Annotated in this window: 25 protein-coding genes and 2 pseudogenes; 4 read left to right on the top strand and 23 right to left on the bottom strand. The window is 67.7% G+C overall.

From position 1 onward, the window contains the following. Positions 1–12: 12 nt before the first annotated feature. From MPLG2_RS19275 to MPLG2_RS04250, 4 genes and pseudogenes are all read right to left on the bottom strand, one after another. The gene (locus MPLG2_RS19275; protein ID WP_231935798.1) at positions 13–156 is read right to left on the bottom strand and encodes a helix-turn-helix domain-containing protein; all 144 of its coding nucleotides are present in this window, start codon (positions 154–156) and stop codon (positions 13–15) included. A 166-nt stretch (positions 157–322) separates the two neighbouring features. Next, positions 323–669 (bottom strand): annotated as a pseudogene (locus MPLG2_RS19270) (recombinase family protein); the annotation flags it as partial. A gap of 25 nt (positions 670–694) precedes the next feature. Next, complete coding sequence (locus MPLG2_RS04255) at positions 695–1,147, bottom strand: DUF4326 domain-containing protein (RefSeq protein WP_197710077.1); 453 nt, start codon at positions 1,145–1,147, stop codon at positions 695–697. Positions 1,148–1,198: 51 nt separating this feature from the next. Further along, on the bottom strand, positions 1,199–2,041 hold the full coding sequence (locus tag MPLG2_RS04250) for an AAA family ATPase (RefSeq protein WP_231935796.1): 843 nt from the start codon (positions 2,039–2,041) through the stop codon (positions 1,199–1,201). A gap of 156 nt (positions 2,042–2,197) precedes the next feature. Here MPLG2_RS04250 and MPLG2_RS18290 point away from each other — a divergent pair, with 156 nt between their 5' ends. From MPLG2_RS18290 to MPLG2_RS04225, 4 genes are all read left to right on the top strand, one after another. After that, positions 2,198–2,851 carry a serine/threonine-protein kinase gene (locus MPLG2_RS18290; RefSeq protein WP_158680863.1) on the top strand — a complete coding sequence of 218 codons (654 nt, stop codon included), beginning with the start codon at positions 2,198–2,200 and terminating at the stop codon, positions 2,849–2,851. A gap of 21 nt (positions 2,852–2,872) precedes the next feature. Continuing rightward, positions 2,873–3,847, top strand: coding sequence for a hypothetical protein (locus MPLG2_RS04235; protein ID WP_105185067.1), 975 nt, complete (start codon positions 2,873–2,875; stop codon positions 3,845–3,847). Positions 3,848–3,969: 122 nt separating this feature from the next. Further along, a complete protein-coding gene (locus MPLG2_RS04230; RefSeq protein ID WP_197710076.1) occupies positions 3,970–4,383 on the top strand; it encodes a hypothetical protein in 414 nt (137 codons plus the stop codon). A gap of 113 nt (positions 4,384–4,496) precedes the next feature. Beyond that, entirely contained in the window at positions 4,497–5,426 is a 930-nt protein-coding gene (locus tag MPLG2_RS04225) for a ketopantoate reductase family protein (RefSeq protein WP_105185066.1), read from the top strand. Positions 5,427–5,622: 196 nt separating this feature from the next. Here MPLG2_RS04225 and MPLG2_RS04220 read toward each other — a convergent pair whose 3' ends face one another. From MPLG2_RS04220 to MPLG2_RS04135, 19 genes and pseudogenes are all read right to left on the bottom strand, one after another. Then, a complete protein-coding gene (locus MPLG2_RS04220; protein WP_105185065.1) occupies positions 5,623–5,961 on the bottom strand; it encodes a VOC family protein in 339 nt (112 codons plus the stop codon). Positions 5,962–6,347: 386 nt separating this feature from the next. Continuing rightward, a complete protein-coding gene (locus MPLG2_RS04215) occupies positions 6,348–6,959 on the bottom strand; it encodes an NAD(P)H-dependent oxidoreductase (RefSeq protein ID WP_105185064.1) in 612 nt (203 codons plus the stop codon). A 220-nt stretch (positions 6,960–7,179) separates the two neighbouring features. Continuing rightward, a complete protein-coding gene (locus tag MPLG2_RS04210; protein WP_105185063.1) occupies positions 7,180–7,521 on the bottom strand; it encodes a TfoX/Sxy family protein in 342 nt (113 codons plus the stop codon). Continuing rightward, positions 7,518–7,868 carry a VOC family protein gene (locus MPLG2_RS04205; RefSeq protein WP_105185062.1) on the bottom strand — a complete coding sequence of 117 codons (351 nt, stop codon included), beginning with the start codon at positions 7,866–7,868 and terminating at the stop codon, positions 7,518–7,520. Before MPLG2_RS04205 ends, MPLG2_RS04210 begins: the two co-directional genes overlap by 4 nt. A 155-nt stretch (positions 7,869–8,023) precedes the next feature. Further along, positions 8,024–9,097: pseudogene (locus MPLG2_RS04200) on the bottom strand (ISL3 family transposase); the annotation flags it as partial. A gap of 385 nt (positions 9,098–9,482) precedes the next feature. Then, entirely contained in the window at positions 9,483–9,656 is a 174-nt protein-coding gene (locus tag MPLG2_RS18795; protein ID WP_173909646.1) for a hypothetical protein, read from the bottom strand. Between the two features lie 139 nt (positions 9,657–9,795). Then, a complete protein-coding gene (locus MPLG2_RS19265; RefSeq protein ID WP_231935794.1) occupies positions 9,796–10,230 on the bottom strand; it encodes an integrase catalytic domain-containing protein in 435 nt (144 codons plus the stop codon). A gap of 46 nt (positions 10,231–10,276) precedes the next feature. After that, a complete protein-coding gene (locus MPLG2_RS19260; RefSeq protein ID WP_231935792.1) occupies positions 10,277–10,567 on the bottom strand; it encodes a helix-turn-helix domain-containing protein in 291 nt (96 codons plus the stop codon). Next, entirely contained in the window at positions 10,568–11,164 is a 597-nt protein-coding gene (locus MPLG2_RS04185; RefSeq protein ID WP_105185060.1) for a recombinase family protein, read from the bottom strand. Positions 11,165–11,460: 296 nt separating this feature from the next. Next, a complete protein-coding gene (locus tag MPLG2_RS04180) occupies positions 11,461–12,063 on the bottom strand; it encodes a TlpA family protein disulfide reductase (protein WP_105185059.1) in 603 nt (200 codons plus the stop codon). Between the two features lie 53 nt (positions 12,064–12,116). Then, positions 12,117–13,403 (bottom strand): hypothetical protein, encoded by a 1,287-nt coding sequence (locus tag MPLG2_RS04175; RefSeq protein ID WP_105185058.1) that lies wholly within the window; start codon positions 13,401–13,403, stop codon positions 12,117–12,119. Next, the gene (locus MPLG2_RS04170) at positions 13,400–13,597 is read right to left on the bottom strand and encodes a hypothetical protein (RefSeq protein ID WP_105185057.1); all 198 of its coding nucleotides are present in this window, start codon (positions 13,595–13,597) and stop codon (positions 13,400–13,402) included. The genes MPLG2_RS04175 and MPLG2_RS04170 overlap by 4 nt, the downstream gene beginning before the upstream one ends. Before the next feature lie 456 nt (positions 13,598–14,053). After that, positions 14,054–14,686, bottom strand: coding sequence for a vitamin K epoxide reductase family protein (locus MPLG2_RS04165; RefSeq protein ID WP_105185056.1), 633 nt, complete (start codon positions 14,684–14,686; stop codon positions 14,054–14,056). A 2-nt stretch (positions 14,687–14,688) separates the two neighbouring features. Next, positions 14,689–15,429, bottom strand: a complete 741-nt coding sequence (locus tag MPLG2_RS04160) for a DsbA family protein (RefSeq protein WP_231935788.1) — start codon at positions 15,427–15,429, stop codon at positions 14,689–14,691. Between the two features lie 71 nt (positions 15,430–15,500). After that, the gene (locus MPLG2_RS04155; RefSeq protein ID WP_105185055.1) at positions 15,501–17,642 is read right to left on the bottom strand and encodes a heavy metal translocating P-type ATPase; all 2,142 of its coding nucleotides are present in this window, start codon (positions 17,640–17,642) and stop codon (positions 15,501–15,503) included. Further along, positions 17,642–18,025: an ArsR/SmtB family transcription factor gene (locus tag MPLG2_RS04150; RefSeq protein WP_105187457.1), complete on the bottom strand. Its 384-nt coding sequence runs from the start codon at positions 18,023–18,025 to the stop codon at positions 17,642–17,644. Before MPLG2_RS04150 ends, MPLG2_RS04155 begins: the two co-directional genes overlap by 1 nt. Before the next feature lie 215 nt (positions 18,026–18,240). Continuing rightward, on the bottom strand, positions 18,241–18,381 hold the full coding sequence (locus tag MPLG2_RS18935) for a TFIIB-type zinc ribbon-containing protein (protein WP_197710075.1): 141 nt from the start codon (positions 18,379–18,381) through the stop codon (positions 18,241–18,243). A gap of 13 nt (positions 18,382–18,394) precedes the next feature. Further along, positions 18,395–19,276: a cation diffusion facilitator family transporter gene (locus tag MPLG2_RS04140; protein WP_231935786.1), complete on the bottom strand. Its 882-nt coding sequence runs from the start codon at positions 19,274–19,276 to the stop codon at positions 18,395–18,397. Positions 19,277–19,314: 38 nt separating this feature from the next. Further along, a complete protein-coding gene (locus tag MPLG2_RS04135) occupies positions 19,315–19,674 on the bottom strand; it encodes an ArsR/SmtB family transcription factor (RefSeq protein WP_105185053.1) in 360 nt (119 codons plus the stop codon). Between the last annotated feature and the right edge of the window lie 921 nt (positions 19,675–20,595).

The raw sequence follows: 20,595 nt of genomic DNA, 5'->3' as shown, positions 1-20,595 counted from the left end.
GCCCTCAGAGTGTCAGCTTGGAAGTTCAGGGGACTCGGCCTGTGGTGACTGTTCTGCGCGGCGCTGCACTGTCCGGTAGACGGTGGCGTGCGAGATCCCGAACCGCTGGGCCAACTCGCCGACCGTGTGCGACTTCGCCTCGTACAGTTCGACCAAGTGCCCGGCCTGACGGGTGTTCAGCTTGGGCGCCTTGCCCTTGAGCTTGCCCTGGGGACTGCTGATGGCCAGCGGGGTCGAGCCGGGCCAGGCCGTGCAGGGTCGCCTTGGACCGGGCGACTTCCATGCCGGCCTTGGTGCGGGCGCTGATCAGGTCGGCTTCGAACTCGGCCACCATCGCGAGCACGTTGACCAGGAGGCGGCCCATCGGGTCGGACGGATCGTAGACGGTGTTGCCGATGCGGACCCGCACTCCCCTGCTGTACAGGCCGCCCAGGATCGCCCGCAGGTCGGGCACCGAGCGGGCCAGCCGATCCAACTTGGTGACCACCAGCTCGTCGCCGTCGCGGACCGCAGCCATTGCCAGCTGCAACGCCGGGCGCGACGTGTTCTTGCCGGTGAACCCTCGTCGCTGTAGATCCGCTCAGTCGTCACCCCGAGCGCCAACAGCGCCGCCCGCTGCGACTCAACGTCCTGGCGATCGGTGGAGACCCGGGCGTAGCCAACCAGCATGACTTTCCTCCTTGCTTGTTACGCGTTACGCGTATCCCGTATCTGGCTGTGATGTTTCACCGTTGGCGATCGCCAGCCAGACATCGGCGTGGCAGGGAAGATCAGGCGTGCACCAGCAGGCGAGGTCACGTCCTCGGAGTTCGAGCTTCGCGGCCGCCACCAGCTCAGGTTGGTCACCAAGCCAGGCGATGAAAGCGTCGACGGCGGCCGCGTTGGCCTCCAAGGTGCGGCGGCTTGGCCGGAACGGGTTGGCCCACCGCGTCGGTGCGGCGACGCTGCGTGCGCCCTCCGGTAGACGCCAGCCCGCGTGTCGGCCCAACTGGATGCGCCCAGGCGAGGACTCATCGGAGCGGCGGCGGTGCTGGCAGGCGCAGTGCCGCCAGGGCGAGACCCGGCCGGCAACCGTGTCGATGCAGTCCCCCGCCGTGTGGCTGTTCCTGCACGGTCCGCAGATCACCCGCTCCACCCGATCTCTCACATAAGGCACCTTCACCGCGAGAGTACGAGTTGCCCGCCATTTCTGTGGAGTTCACCGATCAGTGGCGGCGTACTGGGATCCTTCGATGGCGGGCTTAGGCGCCGATGACGAGCGTGCTGGCGGCTGCTTCGACGACGTCGTCGGTGATGGTCTCCAGTTGAGAACGCGGTTGATCTGGGGGAAGAGTCGTTCGAGGAGTCGGAAGTTGCCGCGGGTGATGCGTTCGATGGCGGCGACGGCTTGAGCGTCGGTGAAGTCGTCGGGGTTCAGGGTGCGGCCCAGATGCTTCCAGTGGCGGTCGAGGACGAAGAGGAGTTCGTCACGACCGAGGGCGCGGTACCGGTGGGAGAAACCGAGGCGACTGTAGAGCTGGGGGTAGTGCCGAAACCGTTGGTCGATCCCTGGCATGCCGATGAGGATGATGGCGAGCTGGGTGCGGTCGTATCGGTCGCGGAGCATCTCTAGGGCGGTGGGTGTGAGTCGTTCAGCTTCGTCGACGATGAGGAGCTCCACCCAGCGGGTTGCGTCACCGACGTGGGTACCGGTGACCTTGCCGATGGCGCGTTGGTGCTCCTCGATGCAGACGCCGAGGCGGCTGACCCAGTGGTCAATGTCGCGGACCAGCTCGCGGTGCCGGGGCAGGACTTCCGGGGTGTAGAAGACTGTACGGGCACGATTGGCGAGGGCGTAGTGCTTCGCGTCGTCGTCGCTGCGCGGACCCCAAGTGTCGAGGTAGGGCTCCAAGGCGTCCCAGTTGGCGTAGCGGCGGGCGGAGTTGGTCTTCCCAACGCCGGCGTCGCCGTGGCAGATGCCGATGGTTTGCTCGGCGCGGACAGCGTTCGCGAACTCGGTGAAGCGTCGGTGTTCCTTGGTGATGATGAACGCCTGGGTCATTCGTCGTCCTCCTCGTAGGTGCGTAGCCGCGATCGACGAGGCGGAGCCTCAGGTGTCGTGTCCGGGTCGCGGCGGACAAGGGTGGGGACGCGGTCGTTGAGGGCGCGCCGCAGTTCGCGACGGCGGGCGCGGCGGGCAGCTTCGAAAGGGCGGGAGATGCGCGAGCCGGACCCTGCCTTGTGGCGCGAGGTGGGTGCCGACTTGGAGCGGCTGCGCGAGCAGTTACGGTCGGTCCCGATCGAGGACCGCGACACGTGGGCGCGGGTCGCGCGGCAGACGTCCGGTGCGTTCGCGGCGTGGTCCGCGCGGGTCGAGGAGACCCCCGGGCCGCTGGCCGCCACGTCGGACGCCCTGGCCCGCACGGCGGAGCTACGCCGTCGGCCAGTACGCCCGGAGCGGGCACCGAAGGCGTCAGCCTCGGGTGCTGCGATGCTGCTCATCTCGGCCGCCAAGGGAGGACGCGGAGCGGTAGCCCAAGCGGTGATGTTGCGTCAGCTCGCGAACCTCGCCAAGGCCGTCTACGACATGCACCGCGCCGACCAGGACGCACGCCGAGCAGCGCAGATCGAGCGCGCCATCCGACGCGACCTGGCAACGGTGTCGGCACGCCTGCCCGACCCCGGCCCGGTCGGTCACCCCGACACCAAGGCCGCCGAGGTGGTGCGCACTGCGCGGCAGGCGCAGGGCGGGCCGCAGCGCACGCCCGGGTCGCCGGTTCCGAACCGGATCGAGCCGCAGCGGCCGCGCAGCACCACGGCCGCTGGCAGGAACGGACCAGGAGCAGAGCGAGACCACGGAGTCGAGCGGTAACGAGGGAAGGAGAGTGCGGCGATGAGCACGCAAGACAGCGACGGCATCGACGAGGCTCTACAGGGAGTGACTCACGTCGCGATGACGGCGGCCGCGCGGATGGGTGAGCAGCTCGCCCGGATGCGCGAGGAGCAGGCCCGCGACGCCCAGGCACGGAGCGAGCAGGCCGCCCGCGAGCACGCCGCACGGATGGCCGCCGAGCGGGGCGCGGCGCGCGCGTCCCTGTCCCCAGTGCATCGGCCTGAGTGGTGGGACACAGCCACCGCCCAGGACGTGACGAAGGCTTACACCACAGCGAAGGCGTGGAGTGAGGTCGACCCCGAGGCGGTGCGCGCCGAGCAGCGGATCGTCGAGGAAGTGCGCAACCGGTACGGCGTCGACGTCACCGGTGGGGATGAGCCGGCTGCCGTCGCAGAGGCGATCGCACGCGCCGATCGAGCACGCTCCCAAGCCGCCGAGGAGCGCAGCGGAGCAAGCGGTGATCGCGCGGAAGCGGTCGGGTTGATGGCCGCCGCTGACGCGACCGACCGAGCGGCCGAGGCCGACGCCCGCAGGGCAGAAGCTGAGGCCCGTAGTCAGGACGTCGACCCCGAGCTGGCCGACGCCATCGACGCGGAGCAGGCGGGACCGGTCGCGGCCGCCCAGGCCGAAGTGGACAGGGCTCGTGCCCAGGCGGACGCCGAGCACGGCCGCGCCTCAGAGATGCGCGAGGACGCGGGACAGTCATACGACAGCGCCGAGCGACGTAAGGCGATGGCGCAGGGACTCGACCACATCGTGAACCGGGCGGCCGTCGACGCCCGCGTCCGATCCGACGTCGCCCAGGGCCGTCCCGCCGCCGACGCGGTGACGAGCGCACCCGGACGGGCACCCAAGGCCCGCAAGACCAAGGGCATCCCACAGACCGCCCGCACGCTCCAGCGCCCCAGCCGGGGCCGACAGGCCGGTTCGGCCTGGTGCTCAGCGCGCTTCCGCAAGCGGATCGGCATTCGGTGACGGCGGCAATGTCGGCCCTTCCTCCGTGCGGGCTCCGTGTGTCATCGCGGGTGGTTCTTCTTGCGGAGCGTGGCGCGGGACGCGCTCTGAGGGATCCCGCAGTCGACTGGCACGCTGGACTTGTGATCCGACTCTGGCCCGGCGCACCGCGGCGGATCCGCGGCACCGTGCTGCTGCTCGTGGTCATCTTGATCTACGGCACGGCCGTCCACGCGGCGCAGCTTCTTATCAGTGGCTTCGACCCCTACCCCGGACTGCCTGGCGGGCTCCGGGTCTACTTCACAGCTCTGCTGGTACTCGATCCTCTCGCGGCCGTGCTGCTGGCTCGTCGCCACCGCAGTGGAGTTCTGCTGGCGGTGGCGGTCCTCGTCTCCGACGCCGTGGCCAACGGCGTCGCGAACTACGCCTTCGATACTGCCGGAGGCGTGACAGCTGGTCGCGTTGGTCAGGCGGTGATCACCCTTCTCGCGATCGGCGCTTGCGCGGTGGCCCCAGTCCTTTGGCGCAGCGCCTCGCCTGCGCGCCACCACCCTTGAGCGACGCCCGAACGGGATCGCTGATCGGTTGACGTTGTCTATTGGCGCAGGATGTGTCTGTGGGTTCCCGCCGGCGGCGTCGGGGGTGCTGGTGAGGTGAGGGGAGGTCGGCGATGCGGATCCTGATGGTCGGTGCCGGCGTGATCGGCAGCGTGTACGCCGGGGCGCTGGCGGAGTCTGGACATTCCGTGGCGATGCTGGCGCGGGGTCACCGGCTCGACGCTCTGCGGGATCGCGGGCTGGTGCTGGTCGATGCCGGGACCGGTGAGCAGAATGCGCCGACGGTGGCCCCGGTGGCCACGATCTCGCCGGAGGAGGCGTACGACCTGGTGGTGGTGGCGGTGCGCGAGGACCAGCTCGACGACGTGGCCCCGGCGCTGCGGCGGCTTCCTTCGGAATGCGACATGCTGTTCTTCGGCAACACCGCCAACCGGACCCGGTGGTTGTCCGAGGCGTTGGAGGGTCGGGCGTTCTTCGGGTTCCCCGCGGTCGGCGGGGTCCGCGACGCGGACGTGGTGCGTTACGTGTTGATCCCGCAGCAGCGCACCATGCTCGGTGAAGTTGACGGACATCGGACGGCGCGACTCGACTCGGCCCAGGCGGCGTTTGAGGCCGCGGGCTTCCGAACCCGGCGCAGCGACGACATCGAGGGGTGGCTGCTGGGGCACGCCGCCTTCATCGTGCCGATCGGCGTGGCGCTGTTGCGGCACCGCGGTGACGCCGCGCGGTTGGCGGCGGACGGGCCGGGGCTGCGGCGGATGGTGCGCGCTACCAGGCAGGCCTTTCGGGCCCTGGGCGATCGCGCGGAGGTGCCGGGTAACCTGCGGGCGCTCTACCGGCTGCCGGACCTCGTGGTCACGCGCTACTGGCGAAGGGTGCTGGCCGGCCCGCGTGGCGAGCTGTGGTTCGCCGCCCACACCCGGGCCGCGCCGGAGGAGATCGCGTCGTTGGCCCGCGCGCTCACGGCGGCGGTGACCATCGATCCTGCCTCGGCCCCCGACCTGGCCGAGGTGCTGACCGGAGATCGCCCAGCTTCGGGGTGAGCCGGTCAGGAGTCGACGGAACGCTCCAGCGCAACAGGCTGGCACAGCGTGCGGTGTCCGCGACGGCACAAGCGCCGACAAGGGATCCTGCTCTGGCGCGCTCCGCGAGCCGATCGTCACCCGGAGGGTGACCAGAGCGGGACCGGGCACCAGGTCGCTCCGCGAGCCGATCGTCCGCGGGACGCCCACGGATCGCTTACTCGACGGGGCACCAGACTGCGAGTTCGCTGCCGCCGGGCTCGCGGAAGTGGAAGCGACGGCCGCCGGGAAAATCGAACGGCTCGACTGTGACTTCGCCACCGGCGGCTTCGATCGCGGCACGCGCCTGTTCTAAGTCGGCGGCGCGAATCACGACGAGCGGGGCACTCGCTTGCTCCTGCTTGTCGGACTGAAACCCAAGAGCGACACCGCCACCCTGGACGTCTACATAGTCCGGTCCGTATGCCGTGCTTCTCCAACCGAAGACGCGAGCGAAGAAGGCACCACTCCTTTCTGCCGAAGACGAAGGGAACTCGACCATGTCGACTGCGTACATGGGCCCAGGCTACGCGCCCGGCGGCCCGGAAGGGCCGCACCGCGGGGGGATCCCTCAGCGGGCGCTGGTCGCCCTGTCGCGACCTGCGCTTGGCGTCAATGAGCCGGCTCGAACCCGATTCCGCCGACGGGTGTGAGGTCCGTGCGCTGCGGCATGCCGTCGCAGAGGGCGAGCACGTCCTCGGGACGCGGCACATCGCCGTCGCCTTCGGCGGCGAGCGCTTGATCTTATCTTGGGCGACTGTTTGAGTGTCACCAACGTGATCGATAGGGGGGCAACAGCGTGGGGTGCAGCGTGGGTCCAGATTATCTGGGGCGGTGTGATCGACGCGTTGAGCGACCTGAGACGTCTATCGATTGGACGGTCGCTGCAACGAGTTAATCGCGTCAGGGAATGGTGACTGCCTGAGCTGCGGCTTCCAGCCAGGATTGGCGCTGAGCCTGGGTGGATCCGCCGACTGGCGAGGCCACGACACGGCGCACCGTCGCACCACCGAGATAGGCGCCCACGCATCGGCGCCACATGTCGTCAAGGGGATCGCCGAACTCCGCAGCCTCGCGCTCTGGCGGCGTGTCGCCGGTGTTGAGCACCAACAGGGTACGTAGCCTCAGCAGGGAGGTCGGCTCACCCTCCCGCGTCTGGAGGCGGTAGGCCACGCCCGGCACCAGGACGCGGTCGAGCCAGCCTGCCACGATGGCCGGCGGCTTCCCCCACCAGTTCGGGTGCGCCACCACAAGATGCTCGGCCTCTGCCAGCGCCCGTCTGTGGGACCGCACGATCGGGTCGCCGCCAGCGGCTATGGCAGCCTCGACATCCATACCCATCGTGAACGCCTCGTCGGCCGGGGCAACCGGTGGGAATGCCTCGGCGTAGAGGTCGTGAACCTCGCAAGTCACGCCATAGTGCTCAAGCGCTGCCGTCGCGTGAGTTGCCATGGCGTGGACGAAACTGCGTGGGTTCGGGCTCCCAATCACCACCAAGCCCGTCGCTACAGACATTGCCCCACCATCCCACGGAGCCCCACGAACGTCATCCCGGTCGCGACGAAGGCTGCTCGCTCGGAGCGAACTTCAGGCCTGGGGGGAGTGGGTCGGCTACGGACTGGACCTTGATGCCCATGTGGTCGCGGGCGCCGCTGGTTTAGACGCGGCCAGTTGTACCCGGGCTGGCGCTATGCGCGCGCTTGGCGCGGAGTGAGGTGGCGGGCGACGTGCAGGCTCAGGGCCGGCTGGATGCGGTGCGCTTGCGTTGCGGCAATGATGACGCCACCTCTTCGACCACGGCACGCACCCTGTCCGGGGTATCCCGGACGGCGCCGGCCGGGAGTCGCCAGGAGTCTTTCGCGCCGGGATAGGCGGGGGCGAGTTGTGCCCAGTCGCGCAGCAGGTCATCTTTCGCCGAGGGCTTGACAAACACATGACCGTCGCAGACAAGGCCCACGACCTTGTCGCCGACGTAGAAGCAGTACCCCCCGAACATCGCCTTGGCGTGGGCATCCAGTGGTTGGAGGGCCTCGATCAAGTCCTGCGCTGCGGCGCGGGTTGCGTCGTCCAGGCTCATGGCAGGTCCATCTGTGGCACGTAGGCCGCCAGCACGTTGCCGCCTGGCTCTTGAAAATGCATCCGTGTTCCGCCCGGAAACGAGAATGGTTCGACTGTGACCACGCCGTCGGCGGCCTCGACTTTCTCCCGCACGGCTCTCAAGTCGTCGACCTCGATGACTACGAGTGGCTGGTTTGGTGCTTCGGCCAAGTCGGCTTGGAGGCCCAGCGAGATTCCCTCGCCGATCGGGACGTCTTCGTACAGGGGCCCGTACGAGATGCCCTGCCATCCGAACACGGCCTCCAGAAAGGCTGCTGACTTTGCGGCCGACGACGTCGGGTACTCCACCATTTTGAGCTTCGCCATGGGCACAGACTAGGGATGCCCACTGACACTGATCGCGCCAAGCACACCCATGCTGCGACAGCCTCCAGGGTCGAAGGCTTCATGCGGGGGGTCGCAGGGGCGGGCTGCGCTACACCGTGATCGTCTTCTGGGAGGGCCAGTTGATGTGGGGCTCTTCACAATCCAGGGTGTAGTCGGGGTCTGAACCCGCCGGCCTCAAGCAGCGACCGTGCGATGTAGTTGGCGAGGTTGCGGAAGCCGAGGGCGGAGCCACGCAGGTGCTCGAGTCGTCCGTTGATCGCCTCCGTGGGTCCATTTGAGGTGCCGGGCCGCTCGAAGTAGGCCAGCACGTCGGCGGCCCGCTTCTTCAGGGTCCGCCCGAGGGTGATGAGCTCGGTCAAGGCGGCGGGGACGCCGCTGCTGAGCGACTCGATGACCCCGTGCATGAGCTGACGGCCGCGGGCGCGGTCGGGTTCGCGGTAGGCGCCGATCATCCGCTGGTAGATCCCCCAGGTGGCCTCGACCTCGACGTGCTCCTCGACCCTGAACAGCGCCTGCAGCCGGTCCTTCTGCTTGTCGGTGAGTAGCCCGTCGCCGGTGTGCAGGGTCCGCCGGGCCGCGTAGAGCGGGTCGCCCGTGCGGCCGCGGTGGCCGTGCAGGTCCTGCTGGACCCGGCGGCGGCACCGGTCCAACGCCTCGCCGGCTAACCGGATGACATGGAAAGGGTCCATGACGGCGACCGCGTCGGGCAGCTCCTCGGTGGTGGCGGTCTTGAACCCGGTGAACCCGTCCATCGCGACGACCTCCACCCGGTCGCGCCAGGCCTGCGGGCGGTTGCTCAGCCACGTCTTGAACGCCGCCTTGGAACGGCCTTCGAGCATGTCCAGCAGCCGAGCAGGCCCGGTCCCGTTACGGATTGGGGTGAGGTCGATGATAACGGTGACGTACTTGTCGCCGCGTCTTGTGTGCCGCCAGACGTGCTCATCAACGCCAACAACGGTGACGCCGTCGAACCGGCCGGTCTCGTCGATCAGGACCCGTTGGCCTTCGGCGAGGACGGCTTCGTTGGCGGTGTTCCAGGCGACGCCGAGGGCCTCGGCCACGCGGGCGACGCTCAGGTGCTGGCACACGATCGCCTCCAGCGCCCACCGCAGCCCGCGACGGGACAGCTTCGCCCGCGGCTCGGCCGTCTTGCCGGTGTCCTGGCGCCAGACGTGCCCGCAGCCGGTGCATCGGTAACGGCGGAGCCTCGAGCCGATCGGCTCGGGCGCGGGAGCGGCGTTGGCGATCCTGCGCGACCTCAGCGGGGGTGCGGGGCTCGTGATCAAGGGTGATGGTGACGGCGTGGCCGGCGGCGCGCAGCGTGGTCGTGGTGTCTTCGATGACCGCGGCGCGCGGTGCGGTGTCTCGGCTGCGGGGCAGGTACCAGGCGCTCAGGGTGCGGCCCCAGCGCCACCCGAGGGGCTTGAGCAGCGCGGCGACGCCGTCGCCGCGTGCGGAGCCGCGCAGGAGGGTGCCGTCGCCGGCGGTGTGCTCGATGGTCAGGTCGGACATGGCGGTCTCCTGTCGCGAGTTGGGGCTGAGTCGTGGTCAAGGACCCGAATGGGGATGGAGGTCGGGGCGGCGGGCCCTGGCCTAGTAGTCGTTCTCGTCCCAGGCCTCGCCGGCGTCGAGCGGGGACCAGTCCCGCGGTGGGGTGACCGGGTAGCGGCGGTTGATCTCGTCCTGCCGGCGCAGCCGGCGCTCCCAGTGCTTCTCGCAGCGGGGAAAGGATCGTCCGGTCCCGGACAGGGGGTGGCGGTACGTCACCGGTCCGGAGCAGTCCGGCTCCTCGGCGGCGCCGTCAAGGGCCGACAGGTCCAGCGTTGGGGTCAGTGGTCGGCTTCCGGGTCCGAGGTGTCCGGGCAGGGTGGTGAGAAGTTCGGTGTTGACGGTGCCGAAGAATCGTTCAATCTTCCTGCGGGCGGGCGACAGTGGAGTGGATGAGCCGGATATGCAGCTCGACCGCGGTGCGGTCCAGGTGGTGGCTCGTGAAGTCGGACCCGTGGTCGACGTAGAGGACGTCGGGGAGGCCGCACATCGCCCAGCTCGGGTCGGGTTTGCGCCAGATAGCTTGCCGCAGCGCCAACGCGGTGTTCAGCGCGGACGGGGCGCCGGTGAACACGGTGTAGCCGCAGATCGCCCGGGAGTAGTCATCCTCGATCGCCGTCAGCCAGGGCCGGTCGGGCTTGCCATTCGCACCGACGACCATGATGTCGAGTTCTGTGTGGTCGGCCTGCCAGATGTGATTGGGTCGGTCGGCGCGGAACCGGTATACCAGCTCGTACTGGTCCCGGTACGACGCCGGACCCTCTAGCGCCAACGTGACCAGGGCGGGGTCCAAGCCCTGCACGATGGCGCGCACTGTGGAGTAGCTCGGCGCGGGCAGGTCATGTCGTTCCGCTTCGGTGAGCGTCTGACGGTGCAGGGTCGCAATGGCCGGTCGGGGGTCGGGTGAGCGCCAGCCGCTCGATGAAAGCCACGAGTGCGGGGTCGACGCGTCGCTGACCGGCGTCGGTCCGCCGCCGGGCCTCCAAGGCGGTGATGCCGCCACTGCGGTAGCGCTGAGCCCATCGTTCGAGGGTGCGCAGGCCGATGCCGGTGTCCCGAGCGAGCGCCGCGAGCGGGACCTGGTCTTCGACATGCAGCCGAAGCACCTGCCACCGCTCGTCGGCGTCCACTTACATCTTGCTGTCCTGGCGGGCCGCCTGCGCCTTCTGATGGCGGTACAAGGTGGCCCGGCTCCAACCGACCAAGCGGGCAGCGTCCTCGGCACTGCGGCCTTTCGCGCGGGCGTCGGCGGCGATGGCGAGCTTGTCGGCGACCACCGATGGATCCACTACGGGTCGGCCGAATCGGGTCCCGTTCTGCCGCGCCGCGGCGATGCCGGCGTTGACGCGTTCGACGATCAGCTCTCGTTCGTACTCGGCGAGGGTGGCGAGCATGTTCAGCATCAGTCGGCCGGTCGAGGTTGCCGGGTCGATCCCGTCGGACACCGACCGCAGCTGGATGCCGCGCTCACGCAGCAAATTGACGGTGTTCAACACGTCGATCAAGGACCGGCCGAGGCGGTCGACCCGCCACACCACCACCGTGTCGCCCCGTTCGGCGTAGCCGAGCAGCTTCTGCATTCCTGGCCGCTCCGCCGCCGCCCTGCTGCCTGAGGTGACATCGGCGAACACGTCACGCTTCTGCACCCCGGCCGAAACCAGTGCATCAAGCTGCGACTGGGCGTCCTGGTTCGGCGTACTGACCCGCGTGTACCCAAGAAGCCTCACACCAGCCAGTGTGCCTCACAAATCCCGGACTGAGATCAATCCAAGACATTTCGCGGTGAGACTTCTTTCTGAGACGCTTCGGTCCGACTGGACGAGCGCACTGGGACGACAGAGCGCCGGAGTGCTTCGAGCGTCTCAGTAACCTGTAGCTTTATGAGACGCCCGCGCGGAGGTTCAACGCGGAGATCGTGCCTCAGACCCCATGCGGACGTCGCACATGTCCTGAGGTGGTGGTGGTGATCACCAGCGACCCACTGCCGCTAGCTAGGACAGATAGTTTCACAGGGTGCTGTCAGTCATCTGCCGGCCGCGATGTCTTGAACCAGGCCCACTAGTGTCGCCTCCGTGGTCTCGCCGATGATCCGAGCGGCTAGCCGGCCCTGACGATCGATGACGATCGTGCTCGGGATGGCGTTGGGCGGCAGTTCACCTGAGAACCGTAGGATGAGCGCCCCCTGGGGGTCGAACAGGTTGACGTAGGGAATCTCGTAGGCGCGCACGAACGCGCGTGGGGCGGCCTTGTCGAAGTCGCGGGTGTTCAGCCCGACAAAGGCTGCCTGGTTGTCGAGCCTGCGGCTGGCGCGGACCAGCGCGGGCGCCTCGGATACGCAGGGCGCGCACCATGAACCCCACACGTTGTACACGATGACTTTGTCGGAGATCTTGGCACTGGTCCAAGGCTGGTCATCCAGTGTCACGCCCTCGATCACGGGAGCTGTGGGACGGCGGTCGATCGGCAGGATTGTCAGACTTCCATCTCCGGCCACGAACCCTTCGTCGTTGGCCTGTGTTGATCCGCAGCCCCCGACCAGCAGTAGTGATGTGGTGGTGGCGAGGGTCGCAAGCCAGCGTCGACGGCTAGTCAGTCGGCTGAGGGGTTGGCCGGAAGTGCATGTCATCGATCGAACCTTTCGCGATTGCTGTGTCGATGGGTTTGTGGGTTCGGGACGCTTCAAGGGGAGAAAAGCAGCACTAGGCCGGCGCAGGTGTAGGCGACCATGAGCGCCACCATTGGTAGTTGGCTGACGATCATGCGCCGTCCTTGGCCCACCGTCAGCGAAAGGTCGTGGGCTATCAGGACACCGAGCACATGGCCTGTGACGATGGCGGCCAGTTGGATCACCGCGACTACGTCGGGGTAGTCGAAGATGCCGGTGTTCACACCCAATTCGGCGGTACCAAAGACGTTCCATCCAAGGCCGAGCGGGTCGGAGGCCAGGATCGCCGTCCGCTGACCTTCGATCACCAGCAGGCTCAGGTAGTGGGCGGTCGAGTACCCGACCACGATCGGAACCAGGCTGGCGGCGGCGATGTCGGACCAGCCGGGTGCAGTTGCTTGAGAAGCCAAGGCGAAGGCGCCGGCGACCAGGCCGATCATGGCCAACAGGCCGATGGTGCCCCAAAGTTCACCCGGCAGACCTGAGGACTGTACCCATCCCACCCAGCCAGTGGTATTGGTGAAGCTGTCGTAGGCGGTGATTCCCAGCAGCACGCAGTTGACTGCGGCAGCTCCACGCATCACGTCAGCGGTCGCGGCGTGCCGGAGCGGGTTGGTGAGGTGGATGACGCCGTCGATCCGCTGCCAGGGGCTCAGGGTGGCGATCCGGGTGGATACCACCTCGAACGGATCGGTCGCAGCCACCCATCGCTCACCGAACCAGATTGCGCCACCGATGACCACCGTTGCCCAGGCGAGTGCCCACCACCGCAGCACGGGGAGCGTGTTGTTATCCGGCTGGACGAGCTCGAGCCAGGCAAAGGCAACTATCGTCACCAGGCCGGGTAGGAGACCGAGGTGAGACCATGCGGCCCCGGTCAAAGGGCGGATCGGGCCACGGCGCTGCGGGGCCAGCTGAGCAATGGTGCGCAAGGGGTTGGCACGCTGCCACACCGGCCCGAGCAGGAGCGAGAGCGGCACGACGCCGACCCAGAGCCAGACGAAGACGAATCCGAAGATGGGATTCGTCACCCTGTCCTGCCCGAACCACAGCGCCAGCGCCATCCACCCGTAGAGGCCCAGCAGGAATAGGCGCAGGATGAGGCGGCACGCGCGACTGTCCACCACGCGGGTCAGCCTGGGCAACGCGTACCCGCGTGGCTGGGTGTAGCGCGGGCGGCGCCAGGCGAAGGCCAGCACCGCGAAGGACAACACGATCGCCAGTGCGGCCCCCAGCAGAACGAACTCGAATGGCAGTGGAAGATCCTGCCGGGACGAGAGCCCGTGCAGCGGCAATCTCACCGGATCTGCAGCACGACAATCAGCAGCGCAGGGTCGTGCGACTCGACCTCGTACCGGCCGGTTCGATCGGCCACGAGTTCGAGTTTGGCCCTCTTGCCCGCCGCAACGTCGACCTCCTTGTCGAAGCCGTGCACGTGCACCTTGTCATCACGATCGGAGGTGATGTCGAGTACGAACCGTTCGCCCTTGGACAAGTTGACCCTGGCTCCATTGGGTGACACCTTTCCGTTGGCAAGCTCAATGGCGATGGTTCGGATGCTCGGACTAGGGGTGCTGATCCTGGGTGTGGTCGCGGTAGACACCGGGCTCGGTGCGACAGATGGCGGAGCTGACGTGGTCGAGTTCGTTGTGGGTGTGGCGAGCGGGCTCGCGCAACCAGCAACCATTAGGGCGAACAGGAGCCCCGCCGCTGGCAGACCGATACCCAAGATCTTCCCTGGAGCTCCTCGGTCGCGGATGGAACGGGTGATTTGTCGTCGACGCCTGATGGCTACCTGGAGGTTGTGCCCCGTCCATCGTGCGATACTGCCCAGCACCCAACTGGCCCCATTCTGCTCCGTGGCTTGCCTATTCGATCGCCGTGATGACGCGGACGCGTCGTCTCCCTCGGGAGTTGGCCTCAGGCCGGTGATGAACGGGATCATGAAGTGTCAGAACCCCCACGCGGCCGTGGCGACGATAATGGCGATGACCAACAGCCAGCCGGCAAGGATGGCGCTGTGGTGGCGGTGCGCGACGGCCGACGCGGCCGCGATCTGGGCCGGTAGCCGATCCCGGCCGCGGCTCAGGTTGGCGAGGGTGACGTACCAGAGGGTGGCGAATGTTGCCGCCCACGCTGCCATGCAGTACGGGCAGAGTGCCTGGATGACGACGAGGCTTTGCACCATTAGCCAGGCCACGAACACCGTTCCCGCAAGGGACCCGATCTGGAGACCGGCCGCATACCAGCCGGTGAGCTTGCCGCCGGACAGCAGCATGGCCCCGGTCGCGGCGACGATTGCGAACCCGGCGATCCCCAGGTACGGGTTGGGGAAGCCGAAGACTGCCGCCTGCGGGGAAGTCATCACCGGCCCGCAGGAGATGGTGGTGTTGATGCTGCAGGACGGCGTGTAGAACGGGTTGGTCAGCAGCCAGTACTTCTCCACGGCCAGGATGAATGCTGCCGTGAAGCCGACCAGGCCGGCGACCAGCAGCACCCAGCCCACGGTTCGGTCCTGAACCAGTTCGCTGTCGGCCGGATCTTCGTGGTGGAGTAGATGGGCCGGTTGGTTGAGGTGGGTCACTGTTAGTCCAACGCCTGGTCGAGGGCGGCGGTCACGTCGGCGAACGACTTTGGCTGCAGCCGCTGGCCGTTGACAAAGAACGCCGGGGTGCCGGTCACCCCCAGCGCGTTGCCGTCGTCGATGTCGACTTTGATCCGCGCCCAAGTGGTGTCGGATGCGTAATCGGTGTCCCAGCGGGTCATGTCCAGGCCCAACTCGACAGCGAACTGACGAAACAGGTCGTCATGGGGAACCTGTTGCTCGCCCCACTGCTTCTGTGTCTCGAACATCTTCTTGTACATTGCCTCGAACTTGTCCTGCTGTGCGGCGGCCTCGACTGCGCGGGCGGCCCGCTGTGCGTTGAAATGCCCCTCGAGCGGGAAGTAGCGAACGACGAACGACACCCGATCACCGTATGACGCGCGGAGCTGCTCGATCGACGGGTACGCCGCCCCGCACGCTTCGCACTCGAAGTCGAGGAACTCCACGAATGTCACCCGCGCGTTCGGCACATCGGTCAACCGGTGCGAGTCCGTTCGTACCGTCTCTCCGGCGGTCGACGCCGCGGTCGGCGGGTCAACGCGAGGCGATCGCGGCTGGAGAACGAGGCCGAACACCAGCAGCGCCACCCCGACCCCTGCGGCGACAAGTGTGAGGATCCGGTTGCGTTTCCGGGCTCGGGCAGCAGCCTGTTGCTGGGCGGCCAGTTGCGCCCGCCGGCTGGGTTGCATGGTGGGTTCGGATCTCTTGCGGCCCGTGGCCATGACAAGTCACCGTCCTTCTTGTGGTCGGGACCGCAAACAAGCGAAAGTGCCGGCGGCCAGTTCTGTGGTGGTCAGTTACAGCAGCTGCTGCCCGGCTCGCATCCGCAGTCATCTTTCACGGCGGTAGCGGTCTCGGCTGGAGCGGATGTCAAGGAGATGAGTTGGCCGGCCGGTCGGCCCGCCGCGCTATCACCGGCCGGGGTGAGTGGCAGCGAGATGGCCCCGGTGCCGATACCCGTTGCCGGCTGGCGTGCCTGCGAGTACGCGGCTGCGGGCCGGGAGGTGCGTGTGCCCCTGAGGGCGGGTCGGGTCGGCAGCAGCCGGCGTCCGCCGGCGCGGATCCCGTTCAGGATCACCAGCACCTCGGCGAGCTCGTGTATGGCGACCACGGTGGTCAGTCCCAGGATTCCGAGGGCGGCCAGCGGCAACAAAGCGGCGATGATCAGCCCGGACAGGATCAAGTTCTGGGTGAAGATGGTCCGGGCATGCCTGGAGTGCGCGATTGCATCCGGCAGCCGCCGTAGGTCCTCACCCATCAGGGCGACGTCAGCGGCCTCGATGGCGACATCGCTGCCCATCGCCCCCATCGCTATGCCCACGTCAGCGGTGGCGAGGGCAGGGGCATCGTTGATGCCGTCGCCCACCATCGCAACCCGCCCACGCGCCTGCAGATCGGTGACCAGGCGCGCCTTGTCCTGCGGGGACAGCTCGGCACGAACGTCGCCGATCTTTGCCTGGGCGGCGATCGCGGCAGCGGTACGGGCATTGTCCCCGGTCAGCATCACCACCGACACTCCCTGTCGGCGGAGCATTTCCACAGCCTGTGCCGCCTCGGGACGGATCTCGTCACGGACCGCCACCGCCCCCAGCACCGTGCCGTCGTGTTCGATCAGGACCACGGTCGCGCCGGCGTCCTGCAGACGCTCCACGTCCGCAGACAAGCCGCCGGCCGCAACGAAGCCAGGCTTGCCCAGCCTGGACGGACGGCCGGCAACCACACCGACCAGCCCCTGCCCGGGCACCGCCTCCACCTCGCCGGACTCCACCGCCGGTAGATGACCAGCTGCCGCCACAATCGCTGCCGCAAGGGGATGCTCGCTGCGGGCCTCCAACGCGGCCGCCACTCGCAACACGCCATCGGGGGTATTGCCGCTGGTCGGTACGACCTCGATCACCGACGGGCTATTGCGGGTCAACGTGCCGGTCTTGTCCAGGGCAACCAGCCGCACGGCGCCGAGCGCCTCCACCGCTGCGCCGCCCTTGATCAACACCCCGGCCTTCGACGCCGCCCCAACCGCAGCAACCACCGCGATCGGCACGCTCAAGGCGAACGCGCACGGCGCCGCCGCGACCAGAACCACCAAGGCCCGCGGTATCCAGACAGCAGGATCGTCGAGCAGGCTACCGACCACGCCGACCACGGTGGCCAAGATCAACACGCCAGGAACCAGCGGCTGCGCGACTCGCTCGGCGAGCCGCTGGCTTGAACCCTTGCGTTCCTGAGCCTCCTGCACCACATTCACCAGCCGGGCCAGCGAGTTGTCGGCCGCGGTCGCGGTGACCTGCACCTCAACCGCGCCGGTCCCGTTCACCGTGCCGGCGAACACCTCCGAACCGGGCCCCACCTCGACCGGCACCGACTCGCCGGTCACGACCGAGGTGTCGATCGCGGTGCGGCCGCTTATCACGACGCCGTCAGTGGCGACCTTGTCGCCCGGCCGGACCAGCAGCGTGTCACCAACCCGCAGCTCCGCCAACCCGACCGTTGTTGGGGTTCCGTTTCGGAGCACCGTCGCGGTCGGAGGTACCAGATCCAGCAAAGCCCGCAGGCTGTTGCGGGTCCGGGTCAGCGCATAGCCCTCCAGGCCTTCGGCGATGGAGAACAGAAACGCCAACATGGCTGCCTCAGCGATCTCGCCCAGCAGCACCGCCCCGACCGCGGCGATGGTCATCAACAGGCCGACACCGAGCCGGCCCTTCATCAACCCCCGCAGCGCGCCAGGAACGAACGTCGCCCCACCCACGACCGCCGCCGCCCAGAACAGCACCGTCTCAACCACAGACCCCGCCGGCGCGATCAAACCAGCCAGCAACAACAACCCCGCCAGTGCGGCCGCCTGCAACTCCCTGATCCGCCACACCGGCGTAAGCTCAGCCGGCGCCGTCTGGTCGCCCGAGGCGGCCTCGTCCGGGCCGCAGCACTCGTCAGCCATCACACACCCCTAACGTTCAAGCCGATACCGTCCGCGCCGGACTCGGCGCAGGCGTAATCCTCCGGGCCGCACGGCTCACCAGCCGCGGCGACGACCAACACCAGCGACGCCAGCTGCGCCAAAGCCCCCGCCAGCCGCGGATCGGCCAACTCGTAACGCACCCGCCGCCCCACCGGCACCGTCACCACCAAGCCACAACCCCGCAAACAGGCCAAATGGTTCGACACATTCGCCCTGGTCAACCCCAACCGGTCAGCCAGACCCGACGGAAACGCCGGACCTTCCACCAAGCTCAACAGCAGCCGCCTCCGGGTCGGATCGGCCAACGCCGTTCCCACCCGACCCAACGCCTCCGCATCCACAACCACCGACCCCTTGGTCATCTCCTCAGCAAGCACAACCGCATGATACAGCCATCACTGAATTTCACTCCACACTGTTCAATCGTGTGCCGGTGCATTGGTGGCCGGCGTCAGTCGAACCGTTCGCCGAGCCATCCGCGGCGGTCATTGCGGCGGCCGTGGCCGCCGCTCTTGTGGCTGTCGCCGTGCCTGGACCTTCCGCGATCGTCGTAGTCGTTCACATCTTGGGTGGGTCGTCACTGGGTGGTGGAGCGTTCGATGACTTTGTCGAGTTCGCCGCGGTCGAGCCACACGCCTCGGCATTGTGGGCAGTAGTCGATCTCGACTCCGGCCCGGTCGGTCATGACGAGGGTGGTGTTGTCTTCGGGGCATTGCATGATCTGTCTCCGTTCAGGTGTGGGGGGTGTGCTCGTGCTCGGCGTGGCCGGCGGGTTCGAGTTGGAAGGTGGAGTGTTCGACGCTGATGTCGAAGTGTTCGGCGACGCACTGTTGGAGGTCGTCGAGCAGTGCGTGGAGGGTGCCGTCGTGGAAGCTGTCGGGTTCGACGACGACGTGAGCGGTGAGGACGGGCAGTCCGGTCGCGATCTGGGATGCGTGCAGGTCGTGGACGTCGATGACTTTGCTGCACTCCAGCAGGTGAGTGCGGACGTCCTCGAGGTCCAGGCCGGTTGGGGTGGACTCGAGAAGGACGTTGACGGTCTCGCGGAGCAGTTTGAACGCTCGCGGCATGATCAGTACGCCGATGAGGATGCCGGCGACGGCGTCCCAGCCGGTCCAGCCGGTGACGGCGATTGCGACTGCGGCGAGGATCACGGCCAGCGACCCCAACGCGTCGTTGACCACTTCGAGGAACGCCGCGCGGAGGTTGAAGTTCGCGTTGCGGCCCGCGGCCAGCACGAGCAGGGACGCCGTGTTGCCCAGCAGTCCGATAACGCCGAATACGAGCAGGCCGGCTGAGGCGATCTCTGGGGGTGCGAACAGGCGCTGAACGCCTTCGATGATCACGAATACGCCCACCGCGAGCAGGACCGCGGCTTGGCCGGTCGCGGAGAGCACCTCCGCCCGGGCATAGCCCCACGTCCGGGTCGCGCTGACCGGTCGTCTGGCCAGGTGCGCCGCGAACAGTGCCGTTCCCAAGCCGGCTGCGTCGGTGAGCATGTGGGCGGCGTCGACCAGCAGCGCAAGGCTGTTGGTCACAAGCGCTCCGACAATCTCCGCGAGCAGGATCGTCGACGTGATCGCGAACGCGATGGCCAGCCGGCGCCGGTTCACGGCGTGTTTGTCTGCACCGTGGTCGTGCCCCGCGGCCATCAGTCCTGATCCGCATTGTGGTGGTGGCGGACCACGTCGCCAACCGTGTGCTCGGCTTGGAAGATCGCGTCCCGCACCAGTTTGTTGGCGTGATCGTTCGCCAGCCGGTAGAACACCCGGTTGCCTTCCTGTCGGGTCGTCACCATCCGCGCCATCCGCAGCTTCGCCAGATGCTGCGACACGGCCGCCTGCGACCGGTCGACCGCCTCGGTGAGTTGCGACACCGACAACTCGTCCTCGCGCAATGCCAGGACGATCCGGATCCTCGTCGGATCGGCAAGCATGGCGAAGATCTCCGCGGCGATCTCCACATGGGTGTCATCGAACTCAGCCGAGGCCCCATTCGTATATGCGGACATACGAATATAGTTGCACGGTGATGTGTAGATGTCCAGCGTCTGCCAGGCGGGACGGTCCTGTGGTCGAGTTGTGGACCGGCTGCGTCTCCGGCGCCCTCATCGTCGACGAATATCAGGCCAAGCTGACGACGGGCGGCTTCGGCAACCCCAGGTCGAGATCACCTACACCGGGGACTAGGCGAGTTGGCTGGTGACCTGACCGGCATACTCCCCGACGGAGACGGCATCGACGAGGCGATCACCAGCTTGAGCGGCACCTTCGCCAGCGCATTCGCGCGGGACAACAAGGCAGGCTAGAAGGCGTAGCGTCAGCACGAGGTACAGGCCCGACAGTAAGCGGCACCCGCCATTTTGCGCTGCAATAACCGCGCCAAGAAGCGCTGCAATCCACAGGTTATTGCGATGCTTCGACGCGCTCCGCTCACCCCGGATTGCCATGCCTCCGCCGTGTCGCGTTTGTCGATCCCTTAGCGAGACGCGGGGCGCCCTTTCAAGTACTGGGCGGCAGAAGCGTATGTCACCTCGCTGCAGCGTAGGTTCACCTCGCGGCATGACCGAGCGTATGGAAAGGGCCGCGCCTCCCGACGCCCAGCTTGCACGCGTCGCGCCTTGAGGCACACTGGGCACAACCCCCGAGAAGGAGTCTCATGTCGCGCCCGTACAACGTTTCGCTGCCTCAACGGCGTGCGGCGTCGCTCTCAGCTCTCGAGGCCTTCTTGGCGGCGGTGTCGACACTGAACGACCTTGCCCTACTTCGCGCGAGCCAGGCACTGTCACATGGCTGGTCCCAGGGCGACTGCGCAGTCGAGGGCCTTGCCATCGCCGAGCAAACAGGGAGGATCCGCGGGCTAGATCGTCGCCCCAGCCAACCACAGGTCCGGCGGACGCGGGGCCAGATTGCGGCAGCATGGTTCGCTAGTC

The sequence above is a fragment of the Micropruina glycogenica genome, from assembly GCF_900289045.1.
In the GTDB taxonomy this organism is placed as follows: domain Bacteria; phylum Actinomycetota; class Actinomycetes; order Propionibacteriales; family Propionibacteriaceae; genus Micropruina; species Micropruina glycogenica.
The sequence above is the reverse complement of the archived record's forward strand: the minus strand, read 5'-3'. Positions and strand labels throughout refer to the sequence as shown.

Excerpts from the sequence above, each read along its gene's own strand:
- MPLG2_RS04155 (WP_105185055.1), bottom strand. The coding sequence starts at position 17,642 with ATGGCTGACGAGTGCTGCGGCCCGGACGAGGCCGCCTCGGGCGACCAG.
- MPLG2_RS04160 (WP_231935788.1), bottom strand. The coding sequence starts at position 15,429 with ATGGCCACGGGCCGCAAGAGATCCGAACCCACCATGCAACCCAGCCGG.
- MPLG2_RS04150 (WP_105187457.1), bottom strand. The coding sequence starts at position 18,025 with ATGACCAAGGGGTCGGTGGTTGTGGATGCGGAGGCGTTGGGTCGGGTG.
- MPLG2_RS04205 (WP_105185062.1), bottom strand. The coding sequence starts at position 7,868 with ATGGCGAAGCTCAAAATGGTGGAGTACCCGACGTCGTCGGCCGCAAAG.
- MPLG2_RS04210 (WP_105185063.1), bottom strand. The coding sequence starts at position 7,521 with ATGAGCCTGGACGACGCAACCCGCGCCGCAGCGCAGGACTTGATCGAG.
- MPLG2_RS04220 (WP_105185065.1), bottom strand. The coding sequence starts at position 5,961 with ATGTACGCAGTCGACATGGTCGAGTTCCCTTCGTCTTCGGCAGAAAGG.
- MPLG2_RS18935 (WP_197710075.1), bottom strand. The coding sequence starts at position 18,381 with ATGCAATGCCCCGAAGACAACACCACCCTCGTCATGACCGACCGGGCC.
- MPLG2_RS04250 (WP_231935796.1), bottom strand. The coding sequence starts at position 2,041 with ATGACCCAGGCGTTCATCATCACCAAGGAACACCGACGCTTCACCGAG.
- MPLG2_RS04180 (WP_105185059.1), bottom strand. The coding sequence starts at position 12,063 with ATGACATGCACTTCCGGCCAACCCCTCAGCCGACTGACTAGCCGTCGA.
- MPLG2_RS04235 (WP_105185067.1), top strand. The coding sequence starts at position 2,873 with ATGAGCACGCAAGACAGCGACGGCATCGACGAGGCTCTACAGGGAGTG.
- MPLG2_RS04225 (WP_105185066.1), top strand. The coding sequence starts at position 4,497 with ATGCGGATCCTGATGGTCGGTGCCGGCGTGATCGGCAGCGTGTACGCC.
- MPLG2_RS18290 (WP_158680863.1), top strand. The coding sequence starts at position 2,198 with ATGCGCGAGCCGGACCCTGCCTTGTGGCGCGAGGTGGGTGCCGACTTG.
- MPLG2_RS04135 (WP_105185053.1), bottom strand. The coding sequence starts at position 19,674 with ATGTCCGCATATACGAATGGGGCCTCGGCTGAGTTCGATGACACCCAT.
- MPLG2_RS04215 (WP_105185064.1), bottom strand. The coding sequence starts at position 6,959 with ATGTCTGTAGCGACGGGCTTGGTGGTGATTGGGAGCCCGAACCCACGC.